The sequence below is a fragment of the Clostridium sp. YIM B02555 genome (assembly GCF_022320955.1).
GTDB classification, from domain to species: Bacteria; Bacillota; Clostridia; order Clostridiales; family Clostridiaceae; genus Clostridium; species Clostridium saccharoperbutylacetonicum.
Genome location: NZ_JAKJJY010000011.1, coordinates 147,107 through 170,151, shown reverse-complemented (window position 1 = coordinate 170,151; position 23,045 = coordinate 147,107). Strand labels below are relative to the sequence as shown.

Sequence of the window (23,045 nt, the reverse complement as noted above, 5' to 3'; positions counted from 1 at the left end):
TTCCACTTAGAACCCATCCAGTGAAAATTTCATTAGTCCGCTGTAATAAATATGTGTTTAATTTCGGTAAGTTACCATATAAGTTTAATTCTCGCGCTGGATATCTATATATTTTATTAATTTAAAAGCCACTACATTCAACTATTTTTTGTAAATGTAGTGACTTTGTTATTAATTATATAAAATTTTATCATTAACTTTTTTAAATGTAAATATAAAGAATTATTGGATAAATATCACCTGAATGCAAATTTAAATAAACAAATTCAAGCCTGAATCATCTGTAGCTCCTAAATATGAAGCAACTCCACCAATTTCAACTCCATCAATAAATTCTTCTTTCTTAATCCCCATAAGCTCCATACTCATAGAACATGCAACAACCTTAACACCCATATCGATAGCATTTTTTATTAATGTTTCTAAACTGTCAACATTGTGTTTTTTCATGATTTGTTTAATCATTGCTGGACCCATACCCATCATATTCATTTGTGATAATGGCAATTTTCCAGGATGTGCTGGAAGCATTACATCAAACATTTTTTCCATAACATCTTTATTTACCTTAGGCTTAGATTCACTCTTTAATATATTAAGTCCCCAGAAAGTAAAGAACATAGTAACCTCTTTACCCATAGAAGCTGCTCCTGTAGCGATAATAAAGGATGCTATTGCCTTATCTAAATCTCCACTAAATACAACTAAAGTGGCTCCATTTTTATTAGTAGCCTGTGTTTGAACTACTTCTTTATTTGATAAAACTGCTTTTCCTTTTTGAATATAAGCCACAAAAGCTTTTTCATGATTACTAAATTCCGATTTTAATAAAGTATTTCCTGTTGAATCACACCAAGATTTTATGTCTTTAGCAAAACCTGGATCGCTAGCTTTAACTTCTAAAATATTACCGTCTTCCATATTCTTCATTTCTTCAAAAACTCTTTTTATTGGCCCTGGGCATTGTAATCCGCAAGCATTCAATGTTATATTTGCCTTAACTTTAGTTATATCTAAATCTTCTTTCATAACAGCCGCCTCTTCTTTTATTTCATCTTTATTTTTACATTGATTCTTAATACTTTCTTCCGCCCTTTTTACATTAAGATAAGTCTTAACTCCTCCATCAATATTTGAGCATTCAATTCCATTTTGCTTTAATAATCTACAAGCAACATATCCCCTAAGCCCAACTTGGCAGGTTACATATATTTTTTTATCTTTTGGTATTTCATCTAATCTACTTCTTAACTGGCTAAGTGGAATGTGAGTAGAATTTTCAAAACCACCTGTAACTAATTCAAATTCCTCTCTTATATCCAATATAATCGAATTATCTTTATCTAAATTATCCACTTCATACCATTGAATTATTTCTGTAAGTCCTTCAATAATGTTTGAAGCATAATAGCCAAGCATATTTACTGGATCTTTAGCTGAATTATATGGTGGTGCATAACAAGATTCTACATCTTGTAAGTCAAAAACAGTTAAATTTCCCTTTATTGCAGTTGCAAGTACATCTATTCTTTTTTCAACCCCATCTAAGCCAACACCTTGTGCTCCAAATATTTTCCCTGTTTTAGGTTCAAATAGCATTTTAAATGCTATAGGAAAAGAACCTGGATAATACCCTGCATGAGAACTTGGATGAATATGAATAGCCTCATATTCTATACCTAAACGTTTTAATATCTTTTCATTATTTCCAGTTGTAGCTACTGTATAATCAAAGACCTTTGCTGCAGATGAACCAAGAGTTCCTTTGTATTCTACATTTCGTCCACAAATATTATCCGCAACTATTCTTCCTTGTCTATTAGCAGGCCATGCAAGAGGAATCATAGTTGGCTTCTTATTTACATAGTCCATAATTTCTACTGCATCCCCTAAAGCAAAAATATTAGGGTCTGAAGTTTTCATGAATTTATCAACTACAATGGCACCTCTTTCATTTAAATTAAGATTAGCCTCTTTTGCTATCGTTGTTTCTGGCTTAACTCCAATTGACAATATTATCATGTCAGTTAAAATTTCTTTGCCACTTGTTAATATTATTTTTTTACCATTATCCTTAAATTCTGCGACTCCATCTTTTAATATTAATTCAACGTTTTTATCAATTAAATGCTCATGTATTATGCTTACCATTTCTATATCAAGTGGAGCCATTACTTGATCACTAGCTTCAACAAGAGTAACCTTTATACCTCTAGCATGAAGATTTTCTGCCATTTCAAGACCAATAAAACCTCCGCCTATTACTGTGGCGTGCTTAGGTTTATTATTATCTACATACCCTTTTATATTATCTGTATCAGGAATATTTCTCAAAGTAAATAGGTTTTTAGCTTCATCTATACCTGCTATTCCTGGTTTTATAGGTGCAGCACCTGGAGATAACACTAAAACATCATATGTTTCTTCATATTCTTCTTTAGTTTTAAGATTTCTTATCTTAACCGTTTTATTTTCTTTATCTATTTTCATAACTTCGTTTAAATTTCTTATATCTAAATTAAACTTTTCACTCATCTCTTCCACTGTTTGAATAATAAGTTTTCCCCTATCATCAATAGTTTCTCCAATATAATATGGAAGTCCACAATTAGCAAATGATACATATTCACCTTTTTCAATCATAATTATTTTAGCTTTTTCATCTAACCTCCTAAGTCTAGCTGCTGTAGAAGCTCCTCCAGCAACACCACCAACAATGATTATCTTTTTACCCATAAGAATCTCTCCTTCTTACAATTTTTTATCTAAATACAATAATAGCTAAAGTTGGTAAATTAATTTTTTAACAAATTAAAACTTGTTAAATATCTACAATTTGTTTTTATTATCATCACCTAAACTATTGAAATTACTATCTTAACTAGAGTTTAACTTATATACTTTAACACTGTCTGTGACTTTATCACATAAAAAAATAGCAGGCGACTGTGGAGCCGGAGATTTTTAATATTAAGTTCCGTATTGTGCTTCGCACTCTTTTTATAGGTGCGCATCTGCCTTTTCGAACGTATGTGAGAAAAATGTGCACATTAGAAAAGGCAGCTATGCTGCATATAAGAACATTTTATTAGAAAAAGCAGCTATGCTGCATACGAGAACATTTTATGTAGGCGAATATGATTTGTTTTTTACTCTTTTCTTATACACAACTCACTTAAATAGCCTTTTTCATATATTATCCATAGATTTTACTGCATTTAAATTTCCAAAGAATAAAAAAAGAACCCTAACCATCAATGGTTAAAGATTCTTTTTTGTAACTTAAATTATAATATTTAAATAGATATTTTATTTACATGCAACCTTTATAACTATTTTTTTTACTTTAGAACCTTCGCCTAAAGCACATCCTGGCTTATGTCCATCTTCTGGAAAAAAGATTGCATAATCTCCTTTTGAAAAGGTAATACTTGAAGCTTTTTCAATTTCATTATAAAAAATCAAATCTTTATCAGCTCTTAAATCTTCACATTCCTTTAAACTATGTATTGGAACATATCCCATAACTTCTTCTCCATCAATAATATATTGTATATCTATATATTTTTCATGAGATTCCCATCTTTTATCTACTGCTGCTTGTGTAGTATATTCTTGAACAAATGCAAAAACTTTATCACCATCTATCTCATAATTGCCAACCTTCAATTCGTTTAAATTATTATTGATTATAAATTCAAATGCTTTCTTAAAATTTGGATTAATACCAGTGTAATCTTTAGTATTTTTTATGTTTTCACAAATCATAGCTTTCTTCCTCCAATTAAACTAAATTATATTTTTCTTTACATCATGTATGTAGAAACATTATTTCTATAATATACCTATATATTATAAATTTCAATTATTTTACCAAAAACCTTAAGCAATAATATTCTACATTAAGACTACAAAAGCATATTTTTCATTTTTTTGTTTTCATATAGGTAATTTTAGAGTATAATAAGGGTGAAAAAAGAAACTTGATATAAAAATAACAATTTCATTTTTCTTAACATATTATAGTTATTATAATAAATATATAAGTATACGGAGGTCGTAAAATGTTAACATCAGCTAAAGAAATGTTAAACAAAGCTAGAGAAGGAAAATATGCAGTTGGTCAATTCAACATCAATAATTTAGAATGGACTAAGGCTGTATTATTAACTGCACAAGAAAACAATTCACCAGTAATTTTAGGTGTTTCTGAAGGTGCTGGAAAATATATGACTGGATATAAGACTGTTGCTGCTATGGTAAAAGCAATGATCGAAGAATTAAACATAACTGTACCAGTTGCATTACATTTAGATCACGGCAGCTATGAAGGTGCTAAAAAATGTATCGAAGCTGGATTCTCATCAATCATGTTCGATGGTTCTCACTACCCAATAGCTGAAAATATAGAAAAAACTAAAGAATTAGTTGCTATAACTAATGCAAAAGGACTTTCTTTAGAAGCAGAAGTTGGTTCAATTGGTGGAGAAGAAGACGGAGTTGTTGGTAAAGGTGAAGTTGCTGATGCAAACGAATGTAAGCAAATTGCTGAACTTGGTGTTACAATGTTAGCTGCTGGTATCGGAAATATCCATGGAAAATACCCTGCTAACTGGGCTGGATTAGATTTTGATGCATTAGCTAAAATCGAAGAAGCTGTTGGAACTGAAATGCCATTAGTATTACACGGTGGTACTGGTATCCCTGAAGATATGATAAAGAAAGCTATCTCTTTAGGAGTTGCTAAAATCAACGTTAATACTGAGTGTCAATTATCATTCCAAGAAGCTACAAGAAAATATATTGAAGCTGGAAAAGACTTAGAAGGAAAAGGATTTGACCCAAGAAAGCTATTAGCTCCAGGTTTTGAAGCTATAAAAGCTACAGTTAAAGAAAAAATGGAATTATTTGGTTCTGTGAACAAAGCTTAATTTCAAATAAATTTAAGGAGCAACATTACGTTGCTCCTTATTTTATTTTGCATTATTTTATAAAGCTAATCCAGTCAAATTTACTTCCATTTCCATAATTTTATACCTATTTAAAATATGATTGATCAAAAATATTAAATCTAATCTTGATTTTTCCTTTTCATATATATATACATCTCCATAAATATTTTTTAATATCCAAGAATTTTTTTCATTTATAATAAGCTTATCTAGTATATCGATACTATCTGTTAACGTTAACTTATACTTGCCAAAAAGCCTAAAAATAGTGATTATTTTATCATTAAAGCATTTAAAATCAAAATTTCTCTTGATTCCTGCTAATTTTGCAATATACGTCGTATCATTTATAATTTCAAAAGCTGGTAAATTATCTATTTTATTTTTTTTCAACGCATCATTCAACAAATTTAATATATAAAAAAACATTTCAATCCTCCTTAAAAAATCCCATTCAAATAATTTATACGTTTACAAATAAACTAAATTTTATTATCCTACATGTATTATTCTACACGTTTGCATTTTTCCCTTCTTTTATTTAATTTTTTATCTATTTTTTTATCTATTTTTTTTACTTATTTTGATTTTAAGTATTTTTATTTAAAAATAAATGTATACTAACATATAATAATACTTTCACTATGGAGGTGTCTAAATGAATAATAAATATACTGATTTATTTGATGAATTAGTAAAATCATATTATGAAGGTAATTTCGATGAAACACTTGAACGCATTATGGTATGCCATAAAAAGTCTCCACAAGAAACTTTTTCCATTATAACATCTTTATGTGGGGTTTCCATGGAATTTGATAATAATTATAAATATAATTTAAAAAAAGCAATCACTGAATATACTGTAAATTCAAAATTAATTGAAAAAATAAAAGATTGTCCTGAAAATTGTTCGGAAAATAAAAGTGGAAAATTCCCCTGTCAAGAAGCATGCCCATTTGGAGCAATATTATACAATGAAGAAAATAAATCTACATATATAGATAATGAACGTTGTCTGAATTGCGGAGTCTGTATAGATGCTTGTAAGAATGGACGAATATTAGACAAAGTATTTTTTATTCCTGTTTTAGATTTAATTAAAAAGAACCAAAAAGTCTTTGCAATTGTTGCTCCTGCAATAAGTGGTCAATTTGGAGATAGTGTAACTCTAGATAAATTGCGTGAAGCCTTTATTAAAATTGGTTTTACTGATATGATCGAGGTTGCACTTGCAGCTGATGTGTTATCAATAAAAGAGGCAGTAGAATTTGATAAACATATACATGGTCCAAAAGATTTAATGATTACTTCTTGCTGTTGCCCTCTCTGGATTGGTATGTTAAGAAAGGTATATAAAGAACTAGTCCCTGATTTATCTCCTTCAGTTTCTCCTATGGTTGCTGCAGCTCGAATCATAAAAAGACTTGATAATGATGCAAAGGTTGTATTCATAGGTCCTTGTATAGCAAAAAAAGCTGAAGCTAAAGAAAAAGACTTGAATGATGCAGTTGATTTTGTATTAACCTTTCAAGAAGTTAATGAAATTTTTTCAGCTTTAGACATTGAGCCAGATAAATTAAAAGGCATACCATCTAGAGAATATGCGTCAAGAGGTGGAAGATTATATGCTAGAAGTGGTGGTGTTTCCATAGCTGTTAATGATGTTATTAAAGAACTTTATCCTAAAAAAGCAAAACACTTTAAATCTACTCAGGCTTCTGGTGTCAAGGAATGTAAGGAGCTTCTAAATAAAGCTTTAGCTGGTGAAATAAATGCAAACTTTCTTGAAGGAATGGGTTGTATTGGTGGATGTGTCGGTGGACCCAAAGCCATAATACCAACAACTTTAGGGAAAGAAGCAGCTGATGACATAGCTTATAATTCTGCCATAAAAGTACCTGTTCATAGCAAAGTGCTCGATGAAATTTTAGATAAATTAGATATTCATTCAATAGATGATTTTCATAATAAAGAAAAAGTAAGTATTTTCGAACGTGAACTGTAATTAAAATCAACCCACTTTAGCTTAACTATCAAATATTTAAACTAAAGTGGGCTATCTCTAAATCATAAAAACTATATTTTAAATCCTATACTTCAATACAATCCTTACTTTACTGTTTCTAATACTTTTTTAACCTTTGGAACTACGTAATGACTTCCTCCTCTATTTTTCACATCTTCTACCATCATCACAACTAATAAATTATTAGGTACTTTATTGGTAGTCATTCCTACAAACCATCCTGTTTCTGTACCTGTTGTATCTGTCTGAGAAGCTTTAAGTTCAGCAGTCCCCGTTTTACCTGCTATTGTTAATCCAGTAGTAAAAGCAGCATGTCCTGTTCCAGCAGGATTTTCTACTACTTGAATCAAGTCTTGAAGTACTAAATTAGCAGCTTCTTTTGATACTGCATTAGATTTCCAAACTTTATTGTCATGAGAACCACTATATATTAGAGTTGGATTTAGTATATCTCCATTATTTTCAAACATTGTGTATAGTGCACCTAAATGAACTGGATTTACTAAAACTTCTGCTTGACCATAACCACTATCAGCCAGTTGAACTTCCGATTTGAATTCTTTATTACTTGAAAATTGAGAATTATACAATGGATATTCAAAAGGCATTTTGTCTGTAAATCCAAAACTATTTAATTTATCTTTAAACACATCTTTACCTATATCAATTGCTGCCTGTGCAAAATATATATTATCCGAATATACTAAAGCATTTAATAAATTAGAAGCACCCCCATACTCACTTACCCTTGTAACTGAGTAATTTCCCCAACTATTATTCTTTTTCCAACTTAAGCCCTTAATATTCTTATCAGCATTTGGATCTATTTTTTTAGTATCAACACCTATAACAGCTGTTATAGGTTTAAATGACGAACCTGGGACAATAGCTGCTTGAAATCTATTGTATAAAGGCTTATTAGGATCATTATTTAAATTTGTCCACTTATCATTAGACATACCCAATACAAAATCATTAGGATTATAAGATGGTGTGCTAACTAAAGCTAAAACTTCACCTGTATTTGGATTCATAGCAACTGAAGCTGCTTTATCATTACCTATTTGGTTATATATCAAACTTTGCAAGTTGGCATCGATTGTTAATTTCAAGTCAGCACCATCTTTAACTTCTTTACTTATAAGTGACTTTTTTTTCTCACCATCTTTACCTTGAATATAAATTTCAGCGCCATCAATTCCTCTAAGCGTATCTTCAAATGCTTTTTCAAGACCAGCTTTACCAATAACCGAGCTATCATTGTATTCTTGATCCTTATGTTTATCAAGTTCATCTTTATTTATAGTTTGAATATACCCTACTAGATGTGCAGCCTGCTCCCCTAATGGATAAACTCTAGAATCCTTATCATTAATTTTTATACCTGAAATTTTAAGTAACTCAGGAATTCTTGAATCACCATAAGGTATTAACTTTATTGGAATAAACATGTCAGCTTTGACATAAGAAGCACTAATTTGTTTGTTAATATATTCTGGTGAAATTTCAAGTAACTTCGCAGCCTCTTTAATTGCCTTTTCTTTATCACTGGTCAAATTACCTGGAACTATTCCAACATTTGAAGAAATCGAATCAGTTGCCAACTGTACTCCATTTCTATCTAAAATATCTCCCCTTTTAGATTTCATAGTTTTAATTTTAATTTTGTCATAATCAGTGAGATCCGGGAATATATTCTTTGAATCCCACTGTATTTTATATTCCTGTCCTAATTCTCTACTTAACACTATACTATTTGAAAATTCTAAATTTCCACATAATGTATCCATACTGGTTTCATACTCTATAGTTGCTAGGCTTCCATTTTTATTTACATTTTTAATATCAACTTTTAGTTTTGAAACTTCCATTCCTTCATAGATATTTTTATTCCTTGCAATAAAATCATCTTTGGAAATTTTCTGCTTTGTGCCAGAATCAGTTAATTCATACATTTTATCATAACTTTTCTCATTTATTAAATTAACGTATTCTATTAATTTATCTTGTGGCTTATGAACATTATTATATATTAAGAAAGCTACAACACATATTATAAATGGAATGACTACTACAGATGTCCCTATGATGACATAAACATTTTTCTTCTTCTCCATACAAGCATCCCTTCAAAATTTATATTTCTAAAGTCTTATAACTTCAACTTTGTATCCATCTGGATCTGTAACAAAATAATATTTAGGTTGTTCTCCTGGTAATCCCTTTAAAGATGTAACTTCATAGCCTAAAGCAACATGCTTTTCTCTCATTTCTTCAAGATTTTCCACCCCAATAGCAGTGTGACTAAAGCCGTTTCCTATATCATATCCATCTGAATCATAATTATAAGTAAGTTCAATTTCATAATCTTTATTAATATCCGATAAATAAACTAAAGTAAATGCATGCTCAGGAAAATCCTTTCTTCTAGTTTCTTCAAGTCCTAAAGCATCTCTATAAAATTTTAATGATTGTTCTAAGTTTTTAACTCTAATACAAGTATGTAATAATTTAACTGACATATAATGTCCCCCTTTATTCTAATTTATTATTAATAAAAAAATTTATATTCCATAAAATATTTCTATTATAATATAACATATTAATTACAATGTAAAAATACCAAATTTTCGTAATAAATCATTGTTAAAATTAAAAAGCTCTATATTATTGTATTTATCAGTATAATATAGCATAATATTCTTACTGGCATTTTTTAATTTTTACAACATAAGGAGGTTAAATTACTTGAAATTTTTAAAGTATTTACTAATTTTTATACCAATAAGCTTCATTGCTGAATTTTTACATGTTTCCCCTACAATAATGTTTGTTCTTGCTGCTCTTTCAATTATACCATTAGCAGGACTTATGGGTGAAGGAACTGAAGAGATTTCATTTTATTCAGGACCTAAGATAGGTGGATTTCTAAATGGTACTTTTGGAAATGCTACTGAACTTATAATATCTTTTTTCGCCCTTAGACAAGGACTATTCGAAGTGGTGAAATCATCTATAGCTGGTGCAGTAATAGGAAATATTTTATTAGTGCTTGGTGCAAGTATGCTCGCAGGGGGATTAAAATACAAAACCCAATCCTTCAATAAAAAAGTAGTAGAAGTTTCCTCTAGTATGCTTCTTTTTGCCGTAGTAGGTTTGTGCGTGCCTGCATTATTCACACATACTGTAGATCCATCGTTACTAAACACAAGATATGAAGGTTTAAGTATTGTTGTTGCAGTAATTATGCTAATTATTTATGTATTAAGTTTAGTTTTTTCTTTCTTTACTCACAAAGATATTTATTCAGTTAATTTGGAAGAAGAAGGATCTGCTAATCCTAAATGGTCTTTAAAGAAAGCAATTTTAGTATTAATAATTGCAACTGTATTAATAGCTATTGAAAGTGAATTTTTAGTAAGTGGTATTGAATCAGTAACTAAAAGTTTAGGACTTAGTGAATTTTTTGTAGGAATTATCATTATACCTATTATTGGAAATGCTGCTGAACATAGCACTGGGGTAATAATGGCTATGAAAAATAAAATGGATGTAGCTTTAGAAATTGCTATAGGCTCTAGCTTACAAATAATTCTTTTTGTGGCTCCAATCTTGATATTTATTAGTTTGATATTTACTCCTATGAGTATTGTTTTTAACGAATTTGAATTGATTGCCCTTATCGTGGCAGTTTTTATAGCTAATAGGGTGTCCAATGATGGAGAATCAAACTGGCTTGAAGGAGTACAACTTCTTGCTGTATATTTTATAATAGCTGCATCATTTTTTATTTTATAATCTTTAAACTTGAACATAAGTATATAAGGGATGTTTTATAAAACATCCCTTATATACTTCTTTATTTTTATTCAAATATCCCATGATATACTTGTAATAAGTATACGTATCTTGTATTTAATTTTTAGTCCCTCTTTTTATAAATCAACATTTAAATCCATTTATTTTTTTTAAACCAATAAACACAAGAAATTATTATAGAAATGCTTATTATAATAATTAATGGATAGCTATAATCCCAATTATATTCTGGCATTTTTAAATTCATTCCATACCAGCCTACTATTAATGTTAGTGGTAAAAAAATTGTAGTCACAACTGTAAAAAGTTTCATTAATGTATTTTGATTTATATCAACTTGTGCTTGATATGCTTCTCTAACTTGTGTGACATAATCTCTTAAATTATTGACACCTTGATATAATCTATTAATTCTATTTGTAAACATTCTAAAATATTTAATTGTCTTCTCATCAATTAATTCATTTTCATTCTCTTCTATAGTTTCAGCAATATTTAAAAGTCTTTCATAATATCGCTTTAGCTTCAATAACTTCTTTCTTAGAATAATTATTTTATTTAAGTAATTATCATTCTTTGAAGTCAATAACCCATCTTCTAATTCAGTAATTTCTTTTTCAATATTTTCAATATGATAAGTATCTTCCGATGTAAGCTTATCAAAAAATATATAGAGCATTTTACAAAGACTAGTGCACTTTATTTCTTCTATTTCACATTTTGAAGTAATATCATCTAAAAGTTTTTCTTTATCACCGATAAATAAAAGTACATTACTATCCAAAAATATACATACTCTTCTTGACTGAGATAAGATATCCTCTATTTTAGGAATTTTTATAGCAATATAATCAAACCCCTCATAACTTTCAAACTTTGAGGTCCTTCCATTTAAACAATCATTTAATATTTTTTCATTTATGTTGAGTTTAGGTGCTAATTCTCTCAATTCATTAAAAGTAACTACTCCAATAAATAATTTATCATTATTTAATGCTATTTCCTCAATGGAATCTTTATTCAAAATGTCGTTTTTTAAGCAATATATCATTATAAATCACCTGTTTTCTTTATTATGCTAATTAATTTGTCTAAAAATAAATATATGAAATATAAATTTATTTTATATTTCATATATTTAAGTAAATAAGTATAAACATTTTTTAAGTTAATCTAAGCTCTAAGATTAAACAAAATATGTATTTTAAATTTAATGATTTGGATTAGAATTAATTTTGTTTATTGCCTTTGTAATTTCTACAATTATGTCGGTCTCAAATTGTTGTTTAGTACTTTCCAACCTAGCCATTATGTTTCCTATAGGGGTTGCCACATAACAAGGTTTCAAATTATTAAGTGATAACGTAAAAATATCTCTCTTACAATTATCACATTTGCATCCGCCTGATCTCTCCAATAACACATCCATATATTCATTTACCCATATCTCCATGTAGTTTATAACATTATACATTACATCTCTCCCTTATACCCCTAATATTTTTGATATTATTGTTACCCCTAAACAATAATAAAAACATTATAACATCAGTTTAGTAATAAAATAAACTAAATAATAACATTTATATCATTAATTATATATGTTTCTATATGTTATGTATAGTATAATTTATACTAAAAAATTAAATATGGCATTGCAATACAATTAATAATCATATTACAATGCCATATTCTTCAATATCCTTAAATACTTACATCCTTTTAAATATTACCAGCGACAACCTCCAACTTTTACACTCCAATTTCTTAATTTCCTAACATTTCTTTCTTTTTGATATCCATAAAACTCATTTTTCATCTTTTGTCTTCTTTTCATAATATCTTTAATAGTTTTTTCAGTTAATTCTTTTGGAGTCATGAAAATCACCATCCTTGATATCTAATTGTAAATTAATTATATCAACTTGATGATAATTCCATGTATATATATTGTTAATTCTATGTTATATTTATACGAAATTAATTTCTAAAAAAACCCCTCCACACAAAATATAAACCCTGCCCCTAAGTCAGAATCAAGATATTAATATAATTAGTTTAAGAATTTACTATTTCTCCGCCATTTATATGTATCACCTGGCCAGTAATATACGAAGCACTTTCTGAAGCCAAAAACACGTAAGCACCAGCACATTCTACAGGTTGACCTGCTCTTCCCATTGGTGTGTCTGAACCAAACTTTGAGACTTTGTTTTCATCAAAACTTGCTGGAATAAGTGGAGTCCAAATTGGACCTGGTGCTACCGCATTGATTCTTATCCCTGTTTTACCTTTTGCTAATGCTGTTGATAAAGATCGTGTTAATGCAACTATAGCTCCTTTTGTCATAGAGTAATCAATTAAAGTCTCATTCCCCTTATAAGCAGTAATAGAAGCAGTATTTATAATACATCCTCCTGGTTTTAAATGATTTAAGGAAGCCCTAGTCATATAAAAGGTTCCATATACATTAGTTTTAAATGTTTTATCAAATTGCTCATTAGTAAGTTTCTTCATGTCAGTACATTCATATTGTACTGCTGAATTATTAACTAGTATATCAATTTTTCCATATTCATTGACAATATTCTGTATGACTTCATCACAAAATTTTGAATTACTTATATCTCCCTCAATAAGGGTACATTTTCTGTTTAAGCTATCGATTATTTTTTTAGTCTCTTCGGCATCATTTTTTTCATTATAATATACTATAATTATGTCTGCTCCTTGCTTTGCATAGGCAATTGCCACAGCCTTTCCTATTCCACTATCTCCTCCTGTAATTACTGCAACTTTATTTTCTAATAATTTACCTTTATTACAATTAGGATTATCAAATATAGGTATAGGATTCATTATGTGTTCTAATCCTGGTTGTTCATTTTGATGTTGCTTAGGAAAACATGTTGGGTAATTCATCTTTAAAGCCTCCTTGGTATCTATTTTATTATTTAAATAGTCTATCCTAATTTATAAAAAATATTTAAAATAAAAAAAACAAAACTTCTATGAAATTAAAAATACTTAATTTCATAGAAGTTTATAAATTGGTACATATTTACTCTATCTTTTCAATCGCTAAACCTACAAGTCCTGGACCTGTATTAACTCCTAATGCTGGTCCAATAGTACATGCGATTGAGCATTCAACTACATTCGGTAAATCTTTTATAGACTCATATAAATTTTGAACTTTATCAGGGCCATTCCCATCTAAAATCCAAGCTTTACATTTTCCATTTTCTAAATATCCTTTAAATATATCAACCAATTTCGATACCGATTGCTTTGAACCTCTTGCTTTAGCAGCAGTTCTATAAGTTCCATCATCAGCTACCGTTATTATGGGTTTAAGATTTAAGAATTCTCCAATAGTTCCAGCTACTTTACCTATTCGTCCACCTTTTTGTAAATATTCTAATGTATCGATAGTAAAATATAAATCGATATTTTTCCTAAGTCTTGGCAATGCTTCTGTAATCTCTAAAAAGGTTTTACCATCCATTATCATTTTTGAAGTTTCAAGAACAATGGCCCCTTCAGCCATAGTTAATGTTTTTGAATCAAAAACAAATGTTTGTAGTTCTGGAAAGCTTTCACAAACCAATCTTACAGCATTGTAAGTTCCTGAAAAAGCAGCTGAAATTGTTATTATAATTGCATGTGTATACCCTTCTGAAATTACCTTTTTAAAAACTTCAGTTATCTTCTCTATGCTAGGCAATGAAGTTTTTGGTATTTCATCTTCTAACCGTGCATACATCATTTCAGGTGTTATATCTATTCTATCTTCATATTCTTTATCTGAATATATTATTCTAAAAGGCAGCATTTTAATATTATTTTCTTCTAATATTTCAAAGTTTATATCTGAAGCACTGTCTGTTATTAATGCTATTTTCTCCATTTATGTTCCTCCTTAATAATACTATAACTTCGGTACAGTAAACATTTTGTATATCTTTTCTATTTAATTATAACTCCAAGAAATCTTGCAAGTTCCACCGCTTGTATAGGTGATACAATAGCATCCCTTAATTCTTTTCCTGTTAATAAAATATCAGAAATATCATTATCTCTAAAATCTATATTTTTTAAAGATGTATTCGTAAATTCACAACTACTCAAATCACAATTTTTAAATGCAACTTTGTTAAGAACACACTCTAAAAATATTGCCCCCTGCATACTAGCTTCATTATAATTAATATTTTTCATTTTAGAGTATCCAAAATTTAAGTATCTTCCCATAATCTTTTCGAAAAGTACGTTTTGAAGATTACTTTCACCAAAATTAGTTCCAATTAGTTTACATTCTTTAAACTCCACTCTATGTATACTTCCATCTGAAAAATCTACATTTGATAAATCACAGTTTTCAAAAATTACATCTATTAAATCAATATTTTTAAAACTCACTTCATTAAATGTAACATTTATAAATCGGCAGCCATTTATCTCTATTCTTTCCTTATCAAAATAATCTAAACTTGTATTTTGAATTAAAGCATTAGTTAAATAACCTTCATTTATTAGTTCATCTTTAATATTATCCTTTTCTTGGAGTATTGTTTCAAATCTAGGTTTTAATATTTTATTTAAATCTGACATTTATGTTCCCCTATTCTAGGTAAAATAAGCTTAGTCTTCTTACTTTCCTTATAATCAAAATTATATAAACTGCGTTTTTATACTATCTAGTATATTACTTAAGTAGGATGATGTCTAGTTCTTAGTATTAAGCTAACTAAATGAAAAAAGCCTCACTTAAATAAAATGAGGCTGTCGTTAAATTAATTTATCTACATGAATACTTTAATTATATTCTATTTTCAAAAATTTTAGGAACATTTACAATTCCATACCCCCAATATGGGTTAGGAATTAAATCACCACTTCTAATAACTGTACCACTTGCAAGATAAGATTTAATCGTCTGAGCAAACATTCTAGGTTCATTGCCATTTATAATCCCCCATTGAAATATCATAGCACAAATTCCAGATACAACGGCAGCTGAAACACTTGTTCCACTTACAACTGCTGTTTTATTTCCTGGAGCTACTGTTATAGCATTGACTCCTCCTGCAGCAACATCGATTCTATCAATATATGCATCCAAAAAAGAGTTCCCCGAAAAATCTACAAGATTATTATTATTTTGATTATAAGCAGCAACTGTAACTGAGTATATTGAAGTTGATGGGTTCGTGACAGTTCCAAAAGGATCAGCAAAGCTAAAGCTTGTACCTCCAATTGTTATACCATTTTGAGGCATCCACGCATTATATTTACCTGTTGTAATATTGTAACCATATAATCTAATTCTCCAAATTCCTGGTCGTAAATTATAAAATCGAATTCGTATTAATTCATCCCCAGTAGTTTCTTCTGGTAAATAATAATTTGCTCTAATTGATGTTTTTTCAAAAATATAAGTATAAGTGGCTGTATAATTTGTAACAATTGCAATTATACCAGTACTCTCACCAGAAGGCGAGATCACTTCTATAAACATTACATTGGGCAAATCTACCCAAATCTCAATCCACAGATGCGATTGTTCAGGAGATGCAACAAATTCTATTATACCACCTGGTTGACCTTTAATAGTTGTGAATGGTATTGAAGTTCCTGAAGTGTGAACCCCTTTGTCTTTTTGATTACCAGTGGGCGTAACTATAGCTATTCCTTCACTACTTGTTATTAGATCAATGAAACCTGCTAAAATTCCAAGTCCATTATGACTGCCTAAATTGCTGCCTAATGGAAAATATACAACTGTTGGTATATTTGAATTTGAAGCATATTCATAGACATGCTGAAAAGCAGCATATACAGCAGTTATATTAAAAACTGGTATCGTAATTTCTGGAAATTGTGCTTTATAAGAATAATCAGGGATCAATTTAACAATTATATAATTACAATCGTAAGCAACCCCTTTCAATCTTGGATTTTTACCAGTAGCACCTATTATTCCTGCCATATTTGTACCATGTCCAATTTCATCAGTACTAGGCACAATAGCATATGGATTTCCTCCATTTCTATTTGCTATTAAAGCATCATTAATTCTACTTTTGTTATAAGTAACTCCAAATGGAACTGTTGTTGATTCATTATTAACATCCAAAATCGTTTGATCCCAAAGCTCTTCAATCCTAGTATCTCCAGTAATACTTGTAAATTCTTCATTCAGATAATCAATTCCTGAATCAATAATAGCTATATTAATTCCTTTTCCAGTTAAGTTGAGTTCACTTCCAACTTGTAAGTACCTAGCTTGTGAGGCTTCTACAGGTGTAATATCTTGTAACGTATAAAAATCTGATGGTGCAACATAAACAATAGATTTAATATTTGGTTCTCCACCCATATTAATTTCAACATCTTTTATTACTGAAACAATTGCATATCTATCATTAATTATTGTTAAATAATAATCTGGTATTTGAGAAATTTCAGCTTCAATATCACCCCTGTACTCAACCAAATAATTATCATATTTAACATCATGAAAAATCTTTTCAGCTTCTAAACTTTTCTTCATTTAACATCCTCCATATTCTTTCTAGGAATTCTTATAAATAAATCCTTCACATAGTATTCAGTATAATTATAATCTCTATATAATTTTTTATATAAATTTCCTCTAAAACTTCTACTGATAATATTAAATATTCCTAATAAGTCAAAAAAACCATATCCTATTTCCCTGTTAGGATATCTATAAATACGATTACTTCTATCTGCACCAAGATCTAAATATGCTAGAATTTTTTTTGAAAACATAGTCTTATCATTTCCATCAATAACTCCCCATTGTATTAAAAGTGCGCATGCTCCTGCTACAATAGCAGTTGCTGCTGAACTTCCAGAAACGGTAGTTATTCCACCAGACACTTTTGTAGTTAAAATTCCAATTCCTAGAGTTGCTACATCAGGATTAGTAACAATCTCATTAACGTTCGGCCCTTTACCTGATTCAGCTACTAATGAATTATTATTTCCATGATATGCTATTGTAGCCACATTTCTAGCGGTAGAAGGAATCGTCAATGTATAATATGGATCTGATTGAAGAAATCTCGTATTTTCAGGCAAAGTCTTTTTAGGTGGAAGCCATATATGATATTGACCACTAGTTATATAATCACCTCTTAATTGAAAAGTCCATATTCCTGCTTTTATACTACTAAAATTTAGTTCTATTACTTCATGACCAGTAAAAATTTCTGGAACATAATATCTAACATTCATTTGAGTATTATAAAATACAAAATTAATATCTTCACTTTCACCCGCCTTTGCTTTTATAAATTTTGATGCTTCTCCATTGGGTGAAATAACATTAATTGATGCTCGATTAGGCTTTATTATCCATATATTAAATGAAAAATATTTTATTTCCTTCGGTATCCTTAATTCAATTGTCGATATTTCTCCCACTTGTGGTATGTATCCAGAGGCATGACCTTCTGATGCCCCTTCATTACCAACTCCTGCAACAACTGCAATTCCTCTAATTGTACCAATATCTGAAATATATCTAGATACCATACTATTTCCATCATGACTACCTTCAGTCGTTCCAATTCCAAGATAAATAACCATAGGTCTGTTACTTCTTATTGAAAAATTTTTTAAATATTCAATTCCAGCTAAAAGTTCAGATGTATTATATATTGGTGTATACGGCACTCCATTTGCAAGTAACTGATTTTTAAAATTAATCGATTCAAGTAGTTTAACCACAACAAATTCACATTCTGGTGCAATTCCTTTAAATCCTGCGTTAAAACCTCTTCCTCCGATTATTCCAGCCATTTGTGTTCCATGACCAATTTCATCTCTTGATGGAACAATTTCATATGGATTCTGCTTATTTCGATAAGCCTTTATTGCATTGTTTATTTCTTCATTTGAAAAAGTTTTGCCAATAAATACTGCTGTATCAGTAGTGTCTTTAATACTTTGATCCCAAATATTTAGTACTCTTGACGTATCATCTTCCCTAATAAATTCATCATTTAAAAAATCTATCCCAGTATCAACAATTCCTATTAAAACGCCTCTGCCTGTTAAATCTAGATAAGGATTAATACTTATAGCATTTATATTATCAACATTAGAAGGTGAAATATCTTGAAGAACATATTTACTCCTAGAATCAATATACTTAATTGATGGTACATCATTTAGTAGCCTGTCTAAATATTGAGGTGATGTAGAGATAACACCAAGAGTATTTGTTATGATATCACCGCAAGCATAGTCAATTTTATCAATTTCTTCTTTGAATCTGCCTCTATATTGAACTAAATAATCAGGTGAATCTTCATAATAAAGATTACAATTTTTTAAACTTGCCACATATATCTCCTTTGTAATACTCATATTTAATAATATTTATGCATAGATTAAATTATTCATAGTAACAATTTCAAATCTACATTAATCATAATAAATAAATCAGAAATATTTACAAGTGCTAAAATGCTAATAGTTTTATAAGCAAGTATCACTATAAAATATTTCTGATTTTAATTAATTCTTTTATTATTATTCACTAGCAAGTTTTTTATAAATTGATAATCTCTCCATTGCATCCTGCTCTGTTTTAGCAAATAATTGTTCTGCTTCTTCTGGGAATGCCTTTGCAAGTGATGCATATCTAACTTCACCCATCAAAAAATCTTTAAAACTTTCTTTTGGATCCTTAGAATCTAATATAAATGGATTTTTCTCGCCTTTCAAGGCTGGGTTATATCTATAAAGCTGCCAATATCCACAATCTACTGCCTTTTTTTCTTCTGCTTGAGAATTAGCCATTCCAACTTTTATTCCATGACTTATACAAGTTGAATAGGCAATTATAAGTGATGGTCCATCATATGCTTCTGCCTCTTTAATTGCCTTAATTGTTTGATTCTTATCTGCTCCCATACAGACTTGAGCTACATATACATATCCATAAGTCATAGCCATTCTTCCTAAATCCTTTTTCTTTGTTCGCTTTCCTGATGCTGCAAATTTAGCTATTGCAGCAGTTGGAGTTGATTTTGAAGATTGACCTCCTGTATTAGAATATATTTCTGTGTCAAATACTAGTACATTAACATTTTCATTACTTGCCAAAACTTGATCAAGACCTCCATATCCAATATCATAGGCCCAACCATCTCCACCAAATATCCATTGTGATCTTTTTACAAAATATTCTTTATCCTTCAATATTTCTTTTGCAATTTCACTATTTTCATTTTCAAGTACTTCAATTAACCTTTTTGCCCTATCCCTTGAACCATCCCCAACATCTTTATTATCTAGCCAATCCTTAAGCACTTCTTTAGTATTTTCAGATAATTCTCCTTGTAAAGCAATTGCCATATTGTTTGCAATTCTCTCTCTTATAGTCTTTACTCCTAAATACATTCCATATCCAAATTCAGCATTATCTTCAAATAATGAATTTGCCCATGCTGGTCCATGTCCCTGTTGATTAATTGTATATGCCATAGCTGGTGCTCCAGCTGCCCAAATAGAAGAGCATCCTGTTGCATTTGCAATCATCATTCTATCACCAAATAATTGAGTAATTAATCTCGCATAAGGTGTTTCGCCACAACCTGCACATGCTCCATTATATTCGAGCAATGGCCTTTCAAATTGACTTCCTTTAAGTGTATACTTATCCATTGGATTTTTTGTTGCAACTTTTTCCACAGTATAATTCCAAGCTTCTATTTGTTCATGTTGACTATCTTGAGATTTCATTACCAATGCTTTACCTGGCGCTGGACATACTTGTGCACAATTACCACATCCAGTACAGTCGAGTGGAGTAACACCAATTGAAAAATATAGCTTTTCATCACTCTTGAGTGCTTTAGCTTCAAGTAATTTAACACTTTCTGGAGCCTTATTTTTTTCATCTTCATTTAATAAAAATGCTCTAATTGTAGCATGTGGACATATAAAAGAACATTGATTACATTGAATACAATTTTCTGGTATCCATTCAGGAACGTTCACAGCTATTCCTCTTTTTTCATAAGAGGTTGTTCCATGCATAAAGGTACCATCGTGTATTCCAGCATTAATAATTGTTGAAACAGTTAATGCATCTCCTTCTACTCTATTCATTGGCCTTGTTACTTCTTTTATAAATTCTGGAAAATCTTCATCGTGATCAAGTTTATCATCTTGAGTGTTACTCCAATCAAGTGGAACTTTAATTTTAATTATTCCTTTAACTCCTTCATCAATAGCTGCATGATTTGCATTAACAATTTTTTCGCCTTTGTTACCATAGGATGTAACTACTGCATCTTTTAAATATTTAACTGCATCTTCTACTGGGATTATATTGGCTATTTTAAAGAACGCAGCCTGCATTATCATATTTATCCTACCACCAAGTCCAATATCCTGTGCAATTTTTACAGCATTAATTATATAAAATTCTATTTTATTTTGTGCAATGTATCTTTTAACTGCTGCTGGTAGTTTTTCTTCTAATTCTTCTGGAGTCCAAATTGTGTTTAATAAGAACTTTCCATTTTTCTTTAAACCTCTAACTACATGATATTTATATACGTAGGATTGATTATGACAAGCAATAAAATCTGCCCTATCAATTAAATATCTTGACCTAATTGGCTTATCTCCAAATCTTAAATGTGATACTGTTATACCACCTGATTTTCTAGAATCATAATCAAAATATCCTTGTGCATACATATTAGTATAATCTCCAATAATCTTAATAGCACTCTTGTTTGCTCCAACTGTGCCATCTGATCCTAATCCCCAGAACTTACAGGATGTAATTCCTTCTGGTGTAGCATCTATTTCTTCAAGAGGTTTAAGTGACAAATTTGAAATGTCATCAATTATTCCAATTGTAAAATTATTCTTAGGTTCATCTAAAATCAAATTATCAAACACAGCAGCAATGTGTGCTGGAGTTGGATCCTTTGATCCAAGACCAAATCTTCCACCTACAATAGTTGGAGCATTTCCTTTACCAAAGAAACTTCTTACAACATCCAAATATAAAGGTTCACCTACTGAACCTGGTTCTTTTGTTCTATCTAAAACTGCAATTTTAGTTACAGTTTTAGGAATGACCTTTAATAATCTTTCAATAAAAAATGGTCTATATAATCTTACTTTCACTAATCCAACTTTTTGCTTATTAGCATTTAAATAATCTACAGTTTCCTCAACAACATCGTTGACAGCACCCATTGAAATTATGATCCTATCCGCATCAGCAGCCCCATAATAATCAAAGCAATGATAACTTCTGCCTGTTAAATTTGTTATTTTGCTCATATATTCTTCGACAATATCTGGAATATTATCATAATACTGATTTACGGCTTCTCTAGCTTGAAAATAAATATCTGGATTTTGAGCGGTTCCCCTTGTAACAGGGTGATCAGGATTTAAGGCTCTTTTTCTAAAATCATCGATAGCTTTATAATCAACTAGTTTAGCAAGCTCTTCTTGCTCTAGTACTTCTATTTTTTGTATTTCATGAGAAGTTCTAAATCCATCAAAAAAATTCATGAAAGGCATTCTTGTTTTTAATGTAGCTAAGTGGGCAACTCCACTTAAATCCATTACTTCTTGAACAGAACCTTCTGCAAGCATTGCAAAACCAGTTTGCCTTGCTGCCATAACATCTTGATGATCACCAAATATACTTAAGGCTGATGTGGCTAAAGCTCTTGCTGCAACATGTATTACACAAGGAAGTAATTCACCTGCTATTTTATACATGTTAGGAATCATTAATAATAATCCTTGTGACGCTGTATACGTAGTTGTCAACGCTCCTGCTTGAAGTGATCCGTGCAGTGCACCTGCTGCACCAGCTTCAGATTGCATTTCAACGACTTTTAGTGGTTGACCGAAAATATTTCTTTTCCCTTGGGAAGCCCATTCATCAACATGCTCTGCCATAGGTGATGATGGTGTTATCGGGAAAATTACTGCTACTTCAGAGAATGCATAAGATATATATGCAGCAGCTGTATTACCATCCATAGTTTTCATTTTTCTCATCATATTTACCTCATTTCATTTTTATATTCATCATTATTTTTTTATTATTTGCTATGAGCTTTTTTGTTATTCATATTACTGAAAACTATGTGAAAAATAGTTTGAATTTAAACTTTTTATAGACAAATATATACGTTGCAAAAAGATTATTCAAATCATAAAGT

Annotated in this window: 17 protein-coding genes; 3 read left to right on the top strand and 14 right to left on the bottom strand. The window is 29.9% G+C overall.

What is annotated here, in order from left to right:
* Positions 1-252 precede the first annotated feature (252 nt).
* Both L3B98_RS16455 and L3B98_RS16450 read right to left on the bottom strand, forming a co-directional pair.
* Positions 253-2,736, bottom strand: coding sequence for a CoA-disulfide reductase (locus tag L3B98_RS16455; protein ID WP_077363680.1), 2,484 nt, complete (start codon positions 2,734-2,736; stop codon positions 253-255).
* A gap of 573 nt (positions 2,737-3,309) precedes the next feature.
* The gene (locus L3B98_RS16450) at positions 3,310-3,768 is read right to left on the bottom strand and encodes a YhcH/YjgK/YiaL family protein (RefSeq protein ID WP_015393392.1); all 459 of its coding nucleotides are present in this window, start codon (positions 3,766-3,768) and stop codon (positions 3,310-3,312) included.
* 296 nt (positions 3,769-4,064) lie between these two features.
* Between L3B98_RS16450 and fba the strand changes: the two genes are divergently transcribed.
* Positions 4,065-4,931 (top strand): class II fructose-1,6-bisphosphate aldolase, encoded by an 867-nt coding sequence (gene fba, locus L3B98_RS16445; protein WP_015393393.1) that lies wholly within the window; start codon positions 4,065-4,067, stop codon positions 4,929-4,931.
* A 57-nt stretch (positions 4,932-4,988) separates the two neighbouring features.
* Here fba and L3B98_RS16440 read toward each other — a convergent pair whose 3' ends face one another.
* On the bottom strand, positions 4,989-5,381 hold the full coding sequence (locus tag L3B98_RS16440) for a hypothetical protein (RefSeq protein ID WP_077363684.1): 393 nt from the start codon (positions 5,379-5,381) through the stop codon (positions 4,989-4,991).
* 229 nt (positions 5,382-5,610) lie between these two features.
* On the opposite strand from L3B98_RS16440, the gene L3B98_RS16435 reads away from it, so the two are divergent.
* Positions 5,611-6,960 carry a [Fe-Fe] hydrogenase large subunit C-terminal domain-containing protein gene (locus L3B98_RS16435; protein ID WP_077363686.1) on the top strand — a complete coding sequence of 450 codons (1,350 nt, stop codon included), beginning with the start codon at positions 5,611-5,613 and terminating at the stop codon, positions 6,958-6,960.
* A gap of 104 nt (positions 6,961-7,064) precedes the next feature.
* On the opposite strand, the gene L3B98_RS16430 is transcribed toward L3B98_RS16435, so the two are convergent.
* Both L3B98_RS16430 and L3B98_RS16425 read right to left on the bottom strand, forming a co-directional pair.
* Positions 7,065-9,098, bottom strand: a complete 2,034-nt coding sequence (locus tag L3B98_RS16430) for a penicillin-binding transpeptidase domain-containing protein (protein WP_238917533.1) — start codon at positions 9,096-9,098, stop codon at positions 7,065-7,067.
* A 27-nt stretch (positions 9,099-9,125) separates the two neighbouring features.
* Positions 9,126-9,503: a VOC family protein gene (locus L3B98_RS16425; RefSeq protein ID WP_238917532.1), complete on the bottom strand. Its 378-nt coding sequence runs from the start codon at positions 9,501-9,503 to the stop codon at positions 9,126-9,128.
* A 226-nt stretch (positions 9,504-9,729) separates the two neighbouring features.
* Here L3B98_RS16425 and cax point away from each other — a divergent pair, with 226 nt between their 5' ends.
* Entirely contained in the window at positions 9,730-10,779 is a 1,050-nt protein-coding gene (gene cax, locus L3B98_RS16420) for a calcium/proton exchanger (protein ID WP_238917531.1), read from the top strand.
* A 151-nt stretch (positions 10,780-10,930) separates the two neighbouring features.
* Here the strand turns inward: cax and L3B98_RS16415 are convergent, their stop codons facing one another.
* From L3B98_RS16415 to nifJ, 9 genes are all read right to left on the bottom strand, one after another.
* Positions 10,931-11,851: a CorA family divalent cation transporter gene (locus tag L3B98_RS16415; RefSeq protein ID WP_238917530.1), complete on the bottom strand. Its 921-nt coding sequence runs from the start codon at positions 11,849-11,851 to the stop codon at positions 10,931-10,933.
* 159 nt (positions 11,852-12,010) lie between these two features.
* A complete protein-coding gene (locus L3B98_RS16410) occupies positions 12,011-12,253 on the bottom strand; it encodes a late competence development ComFB family protein (RefSeq protein ID WP_238917529.1) in 243 nt (80 codons plus the stop codon).
* A 276-nt stretch (positions 12,254-12,529) separates the two neighbouring features.
* Positions 12,530-12,679 carry a hypothetical protein gene (locus L3B98_RS16405; RefSeq protein ID WP_015393401.1) on the bottom strand — a complete coding sequence of 50 codons (150 nt, stop codon included), beginning with the start codon at positions 12,677-12,679 and terminating at the stop codon, positions 12,530-12,532.
* A gap of 179 nt (positions 12,680-12,858) precedes the next feature.
* Positions 12,859-13,722 carry an SDR family oxidoreductase gene (locus tag L3B98_RS16400; RefSeq protein ID WP_015393402.1) on the bottom strand — a complete coding sequence of 288 codons (864 nt, stop codon included), beginning with the start codon at positions 13,720-13,722 and terminating at the stop codon, positions 12,859-12,861.
* Positions 13,723-13,861: 139 nt separating this feature from the next.
* Positions 13,862-14,710 carry a DegV family protein gene (locus L3B98_RS16395; RefSeq protein WP_077363696.1) on the bottom strand — a complete coding sequence of 283 codons (849 nt, stop codon included), beginning with the start codon at positions 14,708-14,710 and terminating at the stop codon, positions 13,862-13,864.
* Between the two features lie 59 nt (positions 14,711-14,769).
* A complete protein-coding gene (locus tag L3B98_RS16390; protein WP_015393404.1) occupies positions 14,770-15,414 on the bottom strand; it encodes a pentapeptide repeat-containing protein in 645 nt (214 codons plus the stop codon).
* Positions 15,415-15,622: 208 nt separating this feature from the next.
* Positions 15,623-17,356: a S8 family peptidase gene (locus L3B98_RS16385; protein WP_077363698.1), complete on the bottom strand. Its 1,734-nt coding sequence runs from the start codon at positions 17,354-17,356 to the stop codon at positions 15,623-15,625.
* The gene (locus L3B98_RS16380; protein ID WP_238917537.1) at positions 17,353-19,179 is read right to left on the bottom strand and encodes a S8 family peptidase; all 1,827 of its coding nucleotides are present in this window, start codon (positions 19,177-19,179) and stop codon (positions 17,353-17,355) included. Before L3B98_RS16380 ends, L3B98_RS16385 begins: the two co-directional genes overlap by 4 nt.
* A 189-nt stretch (positions 19,180-19,368) precedes the next feature.
* A complete protein-coding gene (gene nifJ, locus L3B98_RS16375) occupies positions 19,369-22,881 on the bottom strand; it encodes a pyruvate:ferredoxin (flavodoxin) oxidoreductase (RefSeq protein ID WP_238917528.1) in 3,513 nt (1,170 codons plus the stop codon).
* Positions 22,882-23,045 lie beyond the last annotated feature (164 nt).

Coding starts and splice junctions, on each gene's coding strand:
- L3B98_RS16405 (WP_015393401.1), bottom strand. CDS start 12,679: ATGACTCCAAAAGAATTAACTGAAAAAACTATTAAAGATATTATGAAA.
- L3B98_RS16425 (WP_238917532.1), bottom strand. CDS start 9,503: ATGTCAGTTAAATTATTACATACTTGTATTAGAGTTAAAAACTTAGAA.
- nifJ (WP_238917528.1), bottom strand. CDS start 22,881: ATGAGAAAAATGAAAACTATGGATGGTAATACAGCTGCTGCATATATA.
- L3B98_RS16390 (WP_015393404.1), bottom strand. CDS start 15,414: ATGTCAGATTTAAATAAAATATTAAAACCTAGATTTGAAACAATACTC.
- L3B98_RS16435 (WP_077363686.1), top strand. CDS start 5,611: ATGAATAATAAATATACTGATTTATTTGATGAATTAGTAAAATCATAT.
- L3B98_RS16430 (WP_238917533.1), bottom strand. CDS start 9,098: ATGGAGAAGAAGAAAAATGTTTATGTCATCATAGGGACATCTGTAGTA.
- fba (WP_015393393.1), top strand. CDS start 4,065: ATGTTAACATCAGCTAAAGAAATGTTAAACAAAGCTAGAGAAGGAAAA.
- L3B98_RS16400 (WP_015393402.1), bottom strand. CDS start 13,722: ATGAATTACCCAACATGTTTTCCTAAGCAACATCAAAATGAACAACCA.
- L3B98_RS16450 (WP_015393392.1), bottom strand. CDS start 3,768: ATGATTTGTGAAAACATAAAAAATACTAAAGATTACACTGGTATTAAT.
- L3B98_RS16415 (WP_238917530.1), bottom strand. CDS start 11,851: ATGATATATTGCTTAAAAAACGACATTTTGAATAAAGATTCCATTGAG.
- L3B98_RS16385 (WP_077363698.1), bottom strand. CDS start 17,356: ATGAAGAAAAGTTTAGAAGCTGAAAAGATTTTTCATGATGTTAAATAT.
- L3B98_RS16455 (WP_077363680.1), bottom strand. CDS start 2,736: ATGGGTAAAAAGATAATCATTGTTGGTGGTGTTGCTGGAGGAGCTTCT.
- L3B98_RS16410 (WP_238917529.1), bottom strand. CDS start 12,253: ATGGAGATATGGGTAAATGAATATATGGATGTGTTATTGGAGAGATCA.
- L3B98_RS16440 (WP_077363684.1), bottom strand. CDS start 5,381: ATGTTTTTTTATATATTAAATTTGTTGAATGATGCGTTGAAAAAAAAT.
- L3B98_RS16395 (WP_077363696.1), bottom strand. CDS start 14,710: ATGGAGAAAATAGCATTAATAACAGACAGTGCTTCAGATATAAACTTT.